This is a genomic window from Azoarcus sp. KH32C (genome assembly GCF_000349945.1).
Classification (GTDB): domain Bacteria; phylum Pseudomonadota; class Gammaproteobacteria; order Burkholderiales; family Rhodocyclaceae; genus Aromatoleum.
In genome coordinates, this window is sequence record NC_020516.1 from 3369775 (window position 1) to 3384092 (window position 14318).

The 14318-nt window shown below is 63.8% G+C and carries 11 protein-coding genes; 6 read left to right on the top strand and 5 right to left on the bottom strand.

Annotated elements, in window-relative coordinates; translation table 11 throughout:
- Window positions 1-2562: a magnesium-translocating P-type ATPase gene (gene mgtA, locus AZKH_RS14870; protein WP_015436610.1), complete on the bottom strand. Its 2562-nt coding sequence runs from the start codon at window positions 2560-2562 to the stop codon at window positions 1-3.
- Window positions 2563-2775: 213 nt separating this feature from the next.
- Here mgtA and AZKH_RS14875 point away from each other — a divergent pair, with 213 nt between their 5' ends.
- Entirely contained in the window at window positions 2776-3318 is a 543-nt protein-coding gene (locus tag AZKH_RS14875) for a M48 family metallopeptidase (protein ID WP_015436611.1), read from the top strand.
- Window positions 3319-3327: 9 nt separating this feature from the next.
- Here the strand turns inward: AZKH_RS14875 and dbpA are convergent, their stop codons facing one another.
- Together dbpA and AZKH_RS14885 are read right to left on the bottom strand one after the other, a co-directional pair.
- The gene (gene dbpA, locus AZKH_RS14880; protein WP_015436612.1) at window positions 3328-4785 is read right to left on the bottom strand and encodes an ATP-dependent RNA helicase DbpA; all 1458 of its coding nucleotides are present in this window, start codon (window positions 4783-4785) and stop codon (window positions 3328-3330) included.
- Window positions 4782-5267 (bottom strand): hypothetical protein, encoded by a 486-nt coding sequence (locus tag AZKH_RS14885; protein ID WP_015436613.1) that lies wholly within the window; start codon window positions 5265-5267, stop codon window positions 4782-4784. Before AZKH_RS14885 ends, dbpA begins: the two co-directional genes overlap by 4 nt.
- A 206-nt stretch (window positions 5268-5473) precedes the next feature.
- Between AZKH_RS14885 and fliD the strand changes: the two genes are divergently transcribed.
- Window positions 5474-6313, top strand: a complete 840-nt coding sequence (fliD, locus tag AZKH_RS14890; RefSeq protein ID WP_015436614.1) for a flagellar filament capping protein FliD — start codon at window positions 5474-5476, stop codon at window positions 6311-6313.
- Between the two features lie 269 nt (window positions 6314-6582).
- On the opposite strand, the gene AZKH_RS14895 is transcribed toward fliD, so the two are convergent.
- Complete coding sequence (locus tag AZKH_RS14895; protein ID WP_015436615.1) at window positions 6583-7491, bottom strand: LysR substrate-binding domain-containing protein; 909 nt, start codon at window positions 7489-7491, stop codon at window positions 6583-6585.
- 138 nt (window positions 7492-7629) lie between these two features.
- On the opposite strand from AZKH_RS14895, the gene aspA reads away from it, so the two are divergent.
- The 4 genes from aspA to AZKH_RS14915 all read left to right on the top strand — a co-directional run bounded on the left by aspA (window position 7630) and on the right by AZKH_RS14915 (window position 13248).
- Window positions 7630-9060: an aspartate ammonia-lyase gene (aspA, locus tag AZKH_RS14900; protein WP_015436616.1), complete on the top strand. Its 1431-nt coding sequence runs from the start codon at window positions 7630-7632 to the stop codon at window positions 9058-9060.
- 61 nt (window positions 9061-9121) lie between these two features.
- Window positions 9122-10441, top strand: coding sequence for a dicarboxylate/amino acid:cation symporter (locus AZKH_RS14905; protein WP_015436617.1), 1320 nt, complete (start codon window positions 9122-9124; stop codon window positions 10439-10441).
- Window positions 10442-10529: 88 nt separating this feature from the next.
- The gene (locus tag AZKH_RS14910; protein ID WP_015436618.1) at window positions 10530-11984 is read left to right on the top strand and encodes an aspartate/glutamate racemase family protein; all 1455 of its coding nucleotides are present in this window, start codon (window positions 10530-10532) and stop codon (window positions 11982-11984) included.
- 538 nt (window positions 11985-12522) lie between these two features.
- The gene (locus AZKH_RS14915; protein WP_156822117.1) at window positions 12523-13248 is read left to right on the top strand and encodes a hypothetical protein; all 726 of its coding nucleotides are present in this window, start codon (window positions 12523-12525) and stop codon (window positions 13246-13248) included.
- A 31-nt stretch (window positions 13249-13279) separates the two neighbouring features.
- On the opposite strand, the gene AZKH_RS14920 is transcribed toward AZKH_RS14915, so the two are convergent.
- A complete protein-coding gene (locus tag AZKH_RS14920; RefSeq protein WP_015436620.1) occupies window positions 13280-14317 on the bottom strand; it encodes a U32 family peptidase in 1038 nt (345 codons plus the stop codon).
- Window position 14318 lies beyond the last annotated feature (1 nt).

Consider the following 14318-nt stretch of genomic DNA (forward strand, 5'->3'; position numbering starts at 1 on the left):
CTAATTCCGGAGGGCTGGCCCGCGCCGCTGGCCGCGGCTCGCCCACCAGCGATAGAAGCCCTGCTTGGCCAGCTCCGCGACGCACAGGTACGCGACAACCATTCCCGCGAGGATGAGATAGAACCGGGCCGGCGGTGGCGTAAAGCCGAAATGCGTGCCCAGCGCAGTGAATGGCAGCAGCACCGCGCCCACCACGACCGCCAGCGAAGTCGCCACCAGCAGCGGATGAGGACGACTTCTCAGCGGGTTGCCACGGGTGCGGATGATGAAGATCACCAGCACCTGCGTGCACAGCGATTCGACGAACCATCCGGTCTGAAACAGTCTTTCGCCCGCCTGCAGCACGACCAGCATGACGTAGAAGGTCAGGACGTCGAACAGCGAGCTGATCGGCCCGATCACGAGCATGAAATTACGGATGAAATCGAGATCCAGCGCGCGCGGGCGGCGAATCTCCTCGGCATCCACCGCGTCGAGCGGAATCGGCACTTCGGAAACGTCGTACAGAATGTTGTTGAGCAGGATCTGCGTCGGCAGCATCGGCAGGAAAGGCAGGAACAGCGCCGCCCCGGCCATGCTGAACATGTTGCCGAAGTTGGAGCTGGTTCCCATCATGATGTACTTCATGATGTTGCCGAAGGTGCGCCGTCCTTCCAGTACCGCCGCGTGCAGCACATGCAAGTCGTGTTTCAGCAGAATCATGTCGGCCGCCTCCTTAGCGACGTCTACGGCCGACTCCACCGACAGCCCGACATCCGCCGAATGCAGCGGAGGCGCATCGTTGATGCCGTCGCCCAGATAGCCGACCACGTGGCCGCGCGCCTTCAGCGCCAGAATGACCCTGTCCTTCTGCGCGGGATTGACGCGGCAAAACAAGTTCGCCCCATCGACGCGGGCGCGCAGGGCGTGATCGTCCATCTGCGCGATCTCCTTGCCCGTCAGGAGACCCATGACCGAAATCTGCAACTGGGCGCAGACATGCCGGGTCACCAAGTCACTGTCGCCCGTGACAATCTTGATCGCGACGCCGAGTTTCTTGAGTGCCTCGAGCGCGGCGGCGGCGCTCGCCTTTGGAGGATCGAGAAACGCGGCGAACCCGGCGAGCACCAATCCCGTTTCGTCATCGACAAGGGCATGCGGGTGGTCCGGCGGCACCTCACGCCACGCAATGCCCAGCACGCGGAAACCTTCCTCCTCCAGTCCGTGATACCGGGCGTGGATCGCGGCCAGGGCCGCCTCGTCCGTCGGCCGCTGGATTTCGGCGCCGTCCGCTTCGAAATGGGTGCAAAAATTCACGATCTCGTCGGGAGCCCCCTTCACCACCAGCCAGCGCGACGTGCCGTTATCGACCAGCACGGAGACGCGACGTCGCTCGAAGTCGAACGGAACCTCATCGATCTTCTTCCAGCCGGCAACGTCGATGTGCTCGTGGTCGAGAATCGCCTCGTCGAGCGGGTTCTTCAAGCCGCTCTCGAAGAAGCTGTTGAGATAGGCCAGTTTGAGCACCCGCTCGCTGGAGCGGCCTTCGGCATCCACATGCCGCTCCATGCGGATTTTTGCCTCGGTCAGGGTGCCGGTCTTGTCGGTGCACAGGACATCCATCGAACCGAGGTCCTGGATGGCCGTCTGTCGTTTGACGATCACGTGCGCGTCTGCCATGCGCAGCGCCCCGCGCGACAGCGTCACCGAGATCACCATCGGCAGCAGTTCCGGCGTCAGGCCGACGGCAAGAGCGACTGCGAACAGGAAGGATTCGAGCAAGGGCTTGTGGAACAGGGTGTTCACCAGCAGCACGAACATTACCATCAGCACCGTCAGGCGCATGATCAGCATGCCGAAGCGACGGGTGCCGAGCTCGAAGGAACTCGGTGGCGAGGGGCGTGAAACGCTGTCGGCGATTTTCCCGATCGCGGTCGCTGTGCCGGTCCTGACCATCAGCACCCGCGCCTTGCCGCTGATGACCGATGTGCCCATGAACACCGCATTGCTGGCCTCATCGAGTTCCGTGGCGGAATCGGGGGGCGCCTTCGGCCGCTTTTCGACGGGGTAGGTTTCTCCCGTCAGCACCGCCTGCTTGACGAAGAAATCATCCGCTTCGAGCACCCTTCCGTCCGCCGGAATCAGATCTCCGGCCGCGAGCAACACGACGTCGCCGGGCACGAGCTCGGTCGCCGCCACCTCCTGCGGTTTGCCGTCGCGGATCACCGTGGTCCGCAGCGCGACCGATTGGCGCAGTTTCTCCGCAACCGCGCTGGCTCGATACTCCTGAACGAAATCCAGCGTGACACTCAGGAGAACGATGCAGGTGATGATCAGGAAGTTGGTAATCTCGCCGGTGAAGGCGGACACGACGCTCGCGACGAGCAGGATCAGCACCAGCGGATTCGTGAAGCGGCTCAGGTACTGCAGCAGCAGCGGCCGCTGATGGCGTTCGCGAAACAGGTTGGCACCGAAGCGTGTACGCCGCACCGCGGCCTCCTCGGTCGACAAACCCGCGCCCTCGTCGGCACCCGCCGATGGCGGCTCCAGCCACCACGACTGCGAAGAAGAATCCAGCGGCATCTCCGTCCCCTTGCCCGGCCACCAGTGCTGCCCGTGAAGCGCGTCGATTGTCGGGACATATCCTTACCGTGCGCCTTGCTGCCGGACCCAGTATATGCCTTCGAGATGCGCGAACGCTCGCCGGCGCGGTATCGGACTGGTTTAGCTCGCTTGAGGACGAAACCGGTGGCGAATGGCCGGTAAAATCACGCCATATTCAACACCCTGCACACTATGCGCCCAAGACCGTCGGCGGATTACCTTGCCGGATACCCACCCGCGCTCGCCGCACAGGTTCGACACCTGATCGAGCAGGACCGGCTTGCCGACTTGCTGCTGCGCAAGTACCCGCAAGCGCACACGGTCCGCACCGACCGCGCGCTCTATGACTACGTGCAGGAACTGAAGGGACGGTATCTGCGCAACGCCGGCCAGCTGAGCAAGGTCGCCTTCGACAACAAGATCCACGTGATCCAGCACGCGCTCGGCACCCATACGCGCATCTCGCGCGTGCAGGGCGGCAAGCTCAAGGCGAAATGCGAGATCCGCGTCGCGGCGGTCTTCCGCGAGATGCCGCCCGAATTCCTGCGCATGATCGTCGTGCACGAGCTCGCCCACATCCGCGAGCGCGAGCACGACAAGGCCTTCTACCAGCTATGCCGGCACATGGAGCCGGACTACCACCAGCTGGAGTTCGACCTGCGCAGCTACCTATGCCATCTCGAAGCCACCGGCCGGCCGCTGTGGCCCACTGCGGCCGAGGGCGCGAACTCCTGACGCACAGCATCAGTCCGCCAGCGCACGCACCTTCACTGGCCTGCCCTTGAGCCTGCCGGCGCCGAGCCTGCGGACGGCGTCGCGCGCGATTTCGCGCACGACTGCGACGTAGGTCGTCTGATCGGTCACGGTGATCTTCCCGACCTGTTCGCGCGTAAAGCCGGCCTCGCCGGTCAACGCGCCAAGCACGTCGCCGGGGCGGATCTTGTCCTTGCGGCCGCCCAAAATCTGCAAGGTCACCATCGGCGGCACCAATGGCGAGTCGTCGCCGCTTTGCAGCGAGCCGAGGCCATGCCACTCCGGATCGCTACCCATCATCTGCCCGATGACCGCGACCCGGCGCTTGTCCGCCGGGCTACACAGCGTCAGCGCCCAGCCGTCCTCGTCGGCACGGCCGGTACGGCCGATTCGGTGGATATGGACTTCGGGGTCGGGCGTCACGTCTACGTTGATGACCGCCTCGAGCTGCGCGATATCGAGCCCGCGCGCTGCGACGTCGGTCGCCACCAGCACCGAGCAGCTGCGATTGGCGAACTGGATCAGCACCTGGTCGCGCTCGCGCTGCTCCAGGTCGCCGTTCAGCGTCAGCGCATGGAAGCCCTCGGCTTGCAGCACGTCCCGGAGATTGCGGCACTGCTGTTTGGTGTTGCAGAAGGCGAGCGTGCTGACCGGGCGGTAGTGCTTGAGGAGCGTGCCAACTGCCTGCAGGCGCTCGTCGTGCTTGATCTCGTAAAAGCGCTGGCGGATCTTGCTGCCTTCGTGCTGCTCCAGCAGCTTCACTTCCTGCGGATTGCGCAGGAATTGCTGCGCCAGCCTTTCGATCCCCTCCGGGTAGGTCGCGGAGAACAGCAGCGTCTGGCGTCGGGTGGGGCACTGCTGCGCGACGAAGGCGATGTCGTCATAGAAGCCCATGTCGAGCATGCGGTCGGCCTCGTCAAGCACCAGGGTGTTGAGCGCATCGAGCTTGAGGCTGCCGCGATCGAGGTGATCCATGATGCGGCCGGGCGTGCCGACGACGATGTGTGCGCCATGCTCCAGGCTCGCCCGCTGCGGGCGCATCGTCGTGCCGCCGCACAGCGCGAGGATCTTGATATTGTCGGCCGCACGTGCCAAGCGCCGGATCTCCTGCGTCACCTGATCCGCGAGCTCGCGCGTCGGGCACAGCACCATTGCCTGCACGGCAAAGCGGCGCGGATTGAGGTTTGTCAGCAGCGCCAGCGCAAAGGCCGCGGTCTTGCCGCTACCGGTCTTGGCCTGCGCGATCAGATCGTGACCGGCGAGCGCCAGCGGTAGGCTGGCGGCCTGGATCGGCGTCATCGTGCGGTATTCGAGTTGCTGCAGCGTGGCCTGCAGCGCAGGGGACAACGGCAGCTCGCTGAAGGACGGTGCGGCGTTGCCGGTCGCACCCGGCAGCACGCCGAACGATTGCGGCGGAGTGGATTCGGTCGTGCTCACGTTTCGCCTCATGTGCGCCGGCGCGGGCCGGCCGGCTTGCGCCAGTGGCCGGGACGCTTGTGTTCCGTTTCCGCCGACTTGGGCTTGGGCATCAACAGGTTCTGCCCCGCCCCCTGGCCGGCAGCCCGATGGGCCGCGATCGCCGCACTCAGTTGCGCCACCGTCGGCACCGCGAGCACCTGTTCGCCATGCGCAAGATGCGCCGAGAGTCCCGCCTTGACGCCGAAAACGCGCTCCGCCGTATCGGCCTTCTTCGGCAACCCCGTGATGATCTTCTGTGCGTCCGGGGCGAGCGTGAAGCGGCCTTCCACCTCGCCGATCAGGCCATGCATGGAGAGCCGCTGAAATGCTTCGCAGAGTTTCCCTTCGGAAGGGATGGCACCCTGGATCAGGTCCACCGCCGCCATGATTTCGAAAAGTTCCGCGGGCTTGCGCTTGGAAGCGAGTGCCATGGCGAGGAGAAGGAGTGCGTCAATGTCGTGAACCGGGTGCATCAAATTCCTTTGAAACCTGTGAAAAAATAATAGCTTGAGGCGGGCGGAGCCAGCGCGGGTGAGAGTGTAAGCGCTGGCGGGGGCAATACGGCGTAGCAGCGCACAATATTGCGTTTCCGGCGGGTGCGCCCCCGTCGATGAAACCTCGGGACGGCGACACGGTTCTAACTTCCATCGACGGAGCATCCGGCTCCCCGGTGAAGGCAATGACCATCTCCCCTCTGATCTCCCCGATCAACCTCTTCGGGCTCGGCAGCATCAATCCTGTCAGCGCGACGCTGGCGCAGGGTAGTACGTCCAGCCTCGCCGCGCTCACCGGCAGTTCCACGGTCGTCCAGATCTCGGAACTCGGCCACCTGCTGTCGTCGATCGTGGCCTTCCAGGATAGCCTCTCGGCGCTGCACCCGGGTTCGACCGACAGCGGACTGGGCAACAATTTCGGCACGGATTTCGGCAGCCTTGCCGCCGAAGCCCAGAGCTTCGTCGACGCCTTCAACGGGCTGCAGACCGACATCAGTCCGTTCGGCGGCATCGATGGCGGAAGCGGCCTTTTCGGCATCCTGTCCGGTTCCTCGCAGACCACCCAGATCAACAACGCACTGAACGAACGTTTCGCGAGCACCTTCGATAACGGCAACTCCGGTCTCACGCACCTCGCCGATATCGGCATCCAACTTCAAGCCTCTCCGATACCCGGCCTCGGCGGGCGCGCGAGCATCGACCTCGCGAAGCTCAAATCGGCCTTCGACGGCGACCCGGCGGGCAGCTTTTCGCTGCTGTCGAAGGCGGTCGAATCTTTCGGCACGCTCGCGTCCGGCTTCACAGGCGACACGAGCAACGGCTCACTGATCGGCAGCCTGCTGAGGATCAACGCTGCCCAGCAGTCGCTCGGCCTGCTGGGCGCTTTCACCGGCTCGCAAACCGGACTGCAGGGCGCATCCGACCTGCTCGCGCTGGCTTCGCTGAGTGGCGGCACAACGAGTTCGCAAGCGCAGCTGCTGTCGGCGATGAACCAGTTCACGCTGGTTTCGTCATTGCTCGGCTGACACGGTACGCCGCAGCGCCGACGCCGTATGCTAAAGAGATGAAATCTACCGTCTTTAGCGCAGCGCACCATCCTGGCGTCCGGGTAATTTTGACTCGGAATGCCTTGTGCGGCCTAGATATATAAATGACTAATTGACCTATAAAAACATTTTTCCATAAATCATGTTGCATCGCACAAGCGCGACCACTATGATTTGAATTGTCTCCTCCACCCTCCTCCTTTGGTGTGGATTTAGCCCGGGCCGTCAAACGCTCGGGCTTTTTCTTTTCAGTTGCCGCTCGGTGCACTCAGCAACGTCCAGATGCGGTCGACCATCGGATTGCTGTTATCGGCGGCACGATGCAGGCGCACTTCCAGCGGGCAGCTCCATTGAGCCGGGCCGGCCGCAACAAGCCTCCCCTCGGCCATTTCACGTCCGACGCAGCTTTCGGGCAGCCAGCCGAGGCCATGGCCTTCGAGCACCATGGCCTTCAGCGCTTCCGACATGTGCGTGTCGAAGGAACGGTCGAAATGACAGCGCTCGTTGGCGCCGAGCAGGATCATCTCGACGACGTGCCCGAGATAGGTGCCTGAGGAATACGCGAGGAAGGGAACCGCCGCTTCCGCGCGTCCGGGAAGTTTGTAGCGCGGGCGGCCATCTTCGCGGGGCGCGGACAGCGGCAGCATACGATCGGTCGCGAGCGAGATGTAGGGAAAGCGCACCGGATCGAGCAGCATCGGCAGTTGCGGGTGATGGTAGGCGATCACGAGGTCGGTCGCGCCCTCGATCAGCGCGGAGGCGCCTTCCGGAACGTTGACGGCACCCACGCGTGCGACGACGTTGCCCAGCGCTTCCTTCAACTGCCCCAGCCAACGCGGAAAGAAGGTCAGCGACAAGGTGTGCGCAACCGAAAAGCGCACCGTGTCGATGTTACCCGGCGACTGGCCGCGCAGCACCGTGCGCATGTCGTAGGTGCGCCGCAGGATGTCGGCCGCGAAGCCGCGGAAGATCCGCCCCGCGGCCGTCAGATGCACGCCCTGCGAGCGGCGATCGATCAGCTCGACGCCAAGCCAATCCTCGAGCGCCTGGATGTGGCGGCTGAAGGTCGGCTGCGACACATTGCGGCGCTCCGCGGCACGCGAAAAGGCGCGTGCGTCGGTCAATGTGAGGAAATCCTCGATCCATTTGATTTGCATGTTCGGTCGACTCCTGTCCGGGTGCTATTCGGCTTTCTTGGGGATCTTATGCGTTTTTTGCATGGCATGACACGAAATCTCAGTGCCGTCCGTAGCATTCATTCACCCCCACCCCCACACCAGCCGATAGGAACAAGAATGACCTTCACCACTGCCCCCGCCGCCGAGCGCATCGAACACGACCTCCTAGGCGACCGCGCCGTGCCCGCCGACGTCTATTACGGCGTCCATACGCTGCGCGCCGTCGAGAACTTCCCGATCACCGGCACGCCGATTTCGATCTACCCCGAACTCGTCGGCGCACTCGCCGCGATCAAGCAAGCCGCTGCGCTGACCAACCAACAACTCGGCATGCTCGACGCCGAACGCACCGAAGCGATCGTCCGCGCCTGCGAGGAAGTGCGTGCCGGTGCGCTGCACGAGCAGTTCGTCGTCGACGTGATCCAGGGCGGCGCCGGCACCTCGACCAACATGAACGCCAACGAGGTGATCGCCAACCGCGCCCTCGAACTGCTCGGTCACACGAAAGGCGACTACGCCCGCCTGCACCCGAACGAGCACGTGAACATGAGTCAGAGCACCAACGACGTCTATCCGACGGCGCTCAAGCTCGCGGGCTACGAGGGCATCTTGCGCCTGATCGAGGCGATGGAAGTGCTGCGCGACGCCTTCCACGAAAAGGCGGTCGAGTTCGCCGACGTGCTGAAGATGGGCCGCACGCAGCTGCAGGACGCGGTGCCGATGACGGTCGGCCAGGAGTTCTCGACCTACGTCGTGATGCTCGGCGAGGACATCGAGCGCCTGAAGGAAGCCGTGCTGCTGATCCGCGAGATCAACCTCGGCGCCACCGCGATCGGCACCGGCATCAACGCCCACCCGGACTATGCGGGCATCGTCTGCCGCAATCTTGCCGAAATCACCGGCATCCCGGTTCTCACCGCTCCGAACCTCGTCGAGGCGACGCAGGACTGCGGCAGCTTCGTGCAGCTCTCCGGGGTGCTCAAGCGCGTCGCGGTGAAACTGTCGAAGGTCTGCAACGACCTGCGTCTGCTGTCCTCCGGCCCGCGCGCTGGCCTCGCCGAAATCAACCTGCCGCCGATGCAGGCCGGCTCGTCGATCATGCCGGGCAAGGTCAATCCGGTGATCCCGGAAGTCGTGAACCAGATCGCGTTCGAAGTGATCGGCAACGACGTGACGATCAGCTTCGCTGCCGAAGCCGGCCAGCTGCAGCTGAACGCCTTCGAGCCGATCATCGCGCACAGCCTGTTCAAGAGCGCGACGCACCTGCGCGCCGGTTGCCTGACGCTCGCCGAGCGCTGCGTGAAGGGCATCACCGTCAATCGCGAATTCCTGCGCAAGAGCGTCGAGAACTCGATCGGCCTCGTCACTGCGCTGAACCCCTACATCGGCTACGCCAACGCGACCGAAATCGCGCAGCAGGCGCTCGTCGGCGGACACAGCGTCTATGAGCTGGTGCTCGCCAAGGGCCTGCTGACGCAGGCGCAGCTCGACGAAATCCTCAAGCCCGAGGTGCTCACGCAGCCGCGCCCGCTGGTCGGCCTCGCCTGATCTGTACCCGACGCCACAAAACACTAATCACCCCAAAGGGGTCGTGTCGAGGAGACTCAAATTGAAATTCAATAAACTCACCACCTGGATCTTCATCAGCCTCGTGCTCGGGATCGTCGTCGGCTACGTCTGCAACACGACGGCTCCCGACGCCGCGGCGGCAAAGGAAGTCGCGAGCTACTTCTCGGCGCTCGCCGACATCTTCCTGCGCATGGTCAAGATGATCATTGCGCCGCTGGTGTTCGCGACCCTCGTGTCCGGCATCGCAAGCCTCGGCGACACCAAGGCGGTCGGTCGCATCGGCCTCAAGGCGATGGGCTGGTTCGTCACCGCGTCCTTCGTGTCGCTGCTGCTCGGCCTCGTCTGGGCCAACGTGCTGCATCCCGGCCAAAGCATGAATCTGCCGCTGCCGGACGCGGGCGCGGCGACGAACCTGAAGACCTCGGCGCTGAACTTCAAGGACTTCATCGTCAACGTCTTCCCGAAGAGCATCTTCGAGGCGATGGCGGGCAACTCGGTGCTGCAGATCGTGATCTTCTCGCTCTTCTTCGGCTTCGCGCTGAGCTCGCTGAAGGACGCGACCGGCAAGGCGATGGTGAGTACGATCGAAGAGTTGGTGCACGTGATGATCCGGATCACCGACTACGTGATGCGGTTCGCGCCGGTCGGCGTGTTCGCTGCGGTCGCCGCCGCGATCACCGTGCAGGGCCTGGGCGTGCTGTCGACCTACGCGACGCTGATCGGGAGCTTCTACCTCGGCCTCGCTTCGCTGTGGCTGGTGCTGATCGCGGCCGGCTACCTGGTGCTCAAAAAGCGCGTGTTCACGCTGCTCGGGCTGATCAAGGAACCGACGATCATCGCCTTCTCGACCGCCAGCAGCGAAGCGGCCTATCCGAAGACGATGGAGCAGCTCGAGAAGTTCGGCGTCAAGGACGAGGTCACGGGCTTCGTGCTGCCGATGGGCTACGCCTTCAACCTCGACGGTTCGATGATCTACCAGGCTTTCGCGATCCTCTTCATCGCCCAGGTGTATGGCGTCGAGATGTCCTTCATGACCCAGCTGTCGATGCTGCTGGTGCTGATGGTGAGCAGCAAGGGCATGGCCGGCGTGTCGCGGGCGTCGCTGGTGGTGGTCGCGGCGACGCTGCCGATGTTCAAGCTGCCTGAAGCCGGCCTGCTGCTGATCATGGGCATCGACGTCTTCCTCGACATGGGCCGCACCGCGACCAACGTGATCGGCAACAGCCTCGCGACCGCGGCGATCGCGAAGTGGGAAGGCAAGCTCGGACCGACCGTACTCGACGCGGACGAGGCGGAAGAAGCCGAGGCCGAACCCGCCTTCGCCCCGCAGGCGACCGCTGCGCAGGGCATCGAGGCCTGACAGGAAGCTCGCGGGTACACGCCGCCGCGTCGAGCCCCCGAGGCTCGCCCGGCGGCGTTTTCATTCCGCAATCGGACAGGAGAAATCCGTGCACGACAAGAACAGCCCACGCCGCTTCGGCATCGTCGGCGGGCTGGGCGCGCTGGGCGCGGCCGACGTCTTCTTCAAGCTGGTGAAAGCCCTTCCGGCGCGGAGCGGACAGCAGCAACCGGAACTGATCTTCGAGCAGCGCCCCTTCCGCGAGGACGACGAACCCGGCACGATCTCGGCGTCGCAGAACGGTCGCAAGCTCTATGTCTTCGAGATGCTGAGGCAGTTCGAGGCGCGCAAGGTCGATGCGGTGATCCTCCCCTGCTTCCTGAGCCACACCTTCCTCGACGAGCTCAAGACCGAGATCCGGCTCCCCGTCATCGACATCATGCTGGCCCTGCACCGGCACCTCGTGCATCGGCACGCCCGAGTGCGGAAACTGGGCATCCTGACCTCGGACTACGTCCGCGGAAAAGGTTTGTTCGAGCGTTATTTTCCGACCGCACAATGGGATCTCGTCTACCCGCAGGCCACGGTCCAGCGCGAGTGCGTGATGGCGGCGATCTACGGCGCGGACGGGATCAAGGCCGGACAGCTGCAAGGCCGCTCCGTCGAACGGCTCGCCGCGGCATGCGCCGATCTGGTCGAACAGGGCGCGGAACTGATCGTGCCCGGCTTCGCCGAGGTGCCGATCGTGAACGATGCGCTGCTCGAACGCGGTTTCCCGGTCCTCGACACGAACCAGATCTACGCCCGCCACGCGGTGTCACAGGACGCGCTGCCGGATCGACGGCCGTTCAAGATCGGTGTAGTCGGCGGCGTCGGGCCGGCGGCGACTGTCGACTTCGTCGCCAAGATCGTCCGCAACACGGAGGCGCGGCGGGACCAGGAGCACGTGAAGCTCGTCGTCGAGCAGAATCCGCAGATCCCGGACCGCACCGAACATCTCATCGGCGACGGCCCGGACCCGACGATCGCCCTCTACTCGACCTGCAAGAAGCTCGAAGCGGCCGACGCCGACATCATCGCGATCCCGTGCAACACCGCACACGCCTTCGTCGAGCGCATCCAGCCCTACCTGTCGATCCCGGTCGTGAACATGCTCGACGAGACGGTCGAGCACATCCGCCGGCGTTTCGGCGGCGATACGCTCGTCGGCCTGCTGGCGACCAGCGGAACGGTCGGGAGCGGCGTCTATCACGCTGCCGCCAAGAAGGCCGAACTGCGACTGCTCGTACCGGACGACGCGCACCAGGCCTTGGTGATGAACGCGATCTACGGCCCGAAAGGCGCGAAGGCCGGCTTCACCGAGGGAGAGTGCGTCGGCGAGCTGCGTCACGCGCTCGCATCGCTGGCGGAGCGCGGGGCGGAGGTCCTCATTCTGGGTTGCACCGAGCTGCCGTTGCTGCTTACGGCGGACCAGGCTTATGTCGTCCAAGGAAGAACGGTGGCCGTGCTCGATCCGACGGAGATTCTCGCGAAGCGATGCGTCGCCCTGAGCGGTCGCAATTGAGCATGAGAGTGTCGCATTTGCACTGGATGGTGCACTGCAAAATACAAGTCTTGTAGAAGACTTGGCCTTCTATCCGCACAAATACTGAAGCATTCGAAAACCTGATCGTCGAATAGAAAAATTTGTAGAACAACTTTATTGCGTCGCACAAGGCGGTTCGTTATGATTTGAACCGTCTCCTCCACCCTCCTCCTTTGGTGTGGATTTAGCCCGAGCCGTCAAACGCTCGGGCTTTTCTTTTGTCGCGCCAAAAAAAAGCGTCGTCGTCTCGTATCCGGCACTGACTCGTGGCTGCTCGCAAGGGCATTTGCCTGCCATCAGCGCGCGGCCCGCCATCCCCCTGCTATGTACCCGATTTGTTAAATAGCAAAAACTCGGGCGAGCATCGTCCCCAGGCCTTGATTGAGAGTCTAAGATTGAATCGTCTCCTCTTCAGCGTGGGTTTGGCCCGAGCCGCGTCATACGCGCTCGGGCCTCTTCTTTTGCCGCCCCGCATCCCGCGCCCCTGCGGGATTGCGCGCACTCCCGACGCGCAGCCATGCAACTCGAACAGCATGGAACTTCGGGCTCCGTCATTAGCGTTGATGTCGTATTGATATTCCGATCGATTTATCGGAGCATACCGCCCACGAACCGCATCACCGAATCGGGCGTTCGCTCGCCCCTCCCCTGTATGAAGAAAGTACTGCTTCTGCTCGTCCTGCTCGCCTGTCTTGTCTTCCTGGTCAAGACCGGATATGACTACACGCCCATGAACAGGCTGATCGCGAGCGTCAAGGTCTGGAACGAGATACGGATCGAGTTCGATCAGGTCCCCGGGAATCTGTCGGAAGTCGGCCTGCAGGCCAGGTACGGCGACATCCGCTGGAACTGTGGTTCGGAATCTTCGCGATTGGGCGACCGGTCCTGCTATGCGGACATGCGGACCGTGAACGGGGCGGACGCGTGGTTCGTCGTGTTCTTCTTCCAAAATGGTCGTCTCGCCCAGATCAAGATCGATACCACAAGGGATGGCTACGCGGAGCTTCTCGCTTTCGCGAAGGAAAAATACGGCTCGCCGCGGCGTATCGAGAAGGATGATCCGGATGCCCCTCAACTGATGGGTTGGACGCTCGCGAACGGCGTTCTCACCACCACCGAACTCGCCGACAGCGAAGGGACCAGCCAGTTTCTGTGGATCTCGAAAAATCGGCTGATGAATAGCGCAGTGCAGCGTCAGAGGGCGGTCAGAAGTGCGACGCTGCGCATGAGCGCTGACCTCTGAAGTCGATACAAGCCCTTCTCCCTGTGGCCCCCTATGCTGCCGCCGGCGTAGCCTCCAGGTCGGTGGCGCGGCTCCGCATCTCGGGGTAGTAGCACATGTAGCCGCTCGCGCAATGAGCGGGCGCGTCTCGCAGGCCGGCTGCGAACTCGCGGATCTCGTGTTCGGCCTCGCCCGCCTCGATCCGTCGCAGGACTTGCGCGACGAGTTCCACGCTCTTGATCTTGCGTTCGCTCGCCCCCTCGCGGCCGGCGATCTTCACCGAATGCACACCCGCCGCGTGCATCGCCGGCATCGCGCAGATGCCGCAGGGCCCCCAGGGATAGCCGTTCGGCGCGAGCGAGAAGCCGTTGCCGAAGCGGTACCAGAGCCAGCGCTTGTAATCCAGGTCGTTCTGTTCGAGGCGCCGCAGGGCGCGCTCCTGCGGCTTGCCGCCGCCGGTGGCCTCGTATTGAAACTGGTAGTTGTCGATACAGATCGGGCCGCCTTTGTTCATCGGCAGATGGACGGTGTGGCAGGTACCTTCTTCGAACACGCAGCCGTCGTTGAGGACGAAGGCTTCGATGTTGAGGTCGGGGAGCGCTGTCGCGATCGCGCTGATCTCGGCCACCGTGACGTCGCGCGGCAGGACGATGCGCTTCGCGCCAAGCGAGGCGAAAAAGCGCGCGGATTCGACGTTGCGGCAGGTTGCGACGGAGCTCACATGGATGTCGAGCTCCGGTACGTTGGCGGCAAGCGAGGCGATCAGCGAGAGGTCAGCCACGATCGCGGCCTTGCCGCCGATGCTGCGAAAGCGCGCGGCGATTTCGGTCAGCGCATCGAGGTGCTGTTCGCCGTACTGCTGCGCGTTAAGGACGAGGAAGACCTCGGCGTCGAGCGCGGAGGCCTTCTCGACGACGCGTTCGAGATCTGCGTAGCCGTTGAGGTTGCCGAACAGGCGGCGATTGACGCCCGAGGTGTTGAAGCGCTGGATCCAGTCCGGCGGCACGACCCCGCAGTAGAGCTCGCGGGCGCCGGCGCGAACGAGCGGCTCCACTTCGGCGGGGGTGCTGATGGGGGCGGTGATTTGCATC

Bases quoted from the DNA above. Each gene is read 5' to 3' on its own strand.
- mgtA (WP_015436610.1), bottom strand. From the start codon at position 2,562: ATGCCGCTGGATTCTTCTTCGCAGTCGTGGTGGCTGGAGCCGCCATCG.
- AZKH_RS14875 (WP_015436611.1), top strand. From the start codon at position 2,776: ATGCGCCCAAGACCGTCGGCGGATTACCTTGCCGGATACCCACCCGCG.
- dbpA (WP_015436612.1), bottom strand. From the start codon at position 4,785: ATGAGGCGAAACGTGAGCACGACCGAATCCACTCCGCCGCAATCGTTC.
- AZKH_RS14885 (WP_015436613.1), bottom strand. From the start codon at position 5,267: ATGCACCCGGTTCACGACATTGACGCACTCCTTCTCCTCGCCATGGCA.
- fliD (WP_015436614.1), top strand. From the start codon at position 5,474: ATGACCATCTCCCCTCTGATCTCCCCGATCAACCTCTTCGGGCTCGGC.
- AZKH_RS14895 (WP_015436615.1), bottom strand. From the start codon at position 7,491: ATGCAAATCAAATGGATCGAGGATTTCCTCACATTGACCGACGCACGC.
- aspA (WP_015436616.1), top strand. From the start codon at position 7,630: ATGACCTTCACCACTGCCCCCGCCGCCGAGCGCATCGAACACGACCTC.
- AZKH_RS14915 (WP_156822117.1), top strand. From the start codon at position 12,523: ATGCAACTCGAACAGCATGGAACTTCGGGCTCCGTCATTAGCGTTGAT.
- AZKH_RS14920 (WP_015436620.1), bottom strand. From the start codon at position 14,317: ATGCAAATCACCGCCCCCATCAGCACCCCCGCCGAAGTGGAGCCGCTC.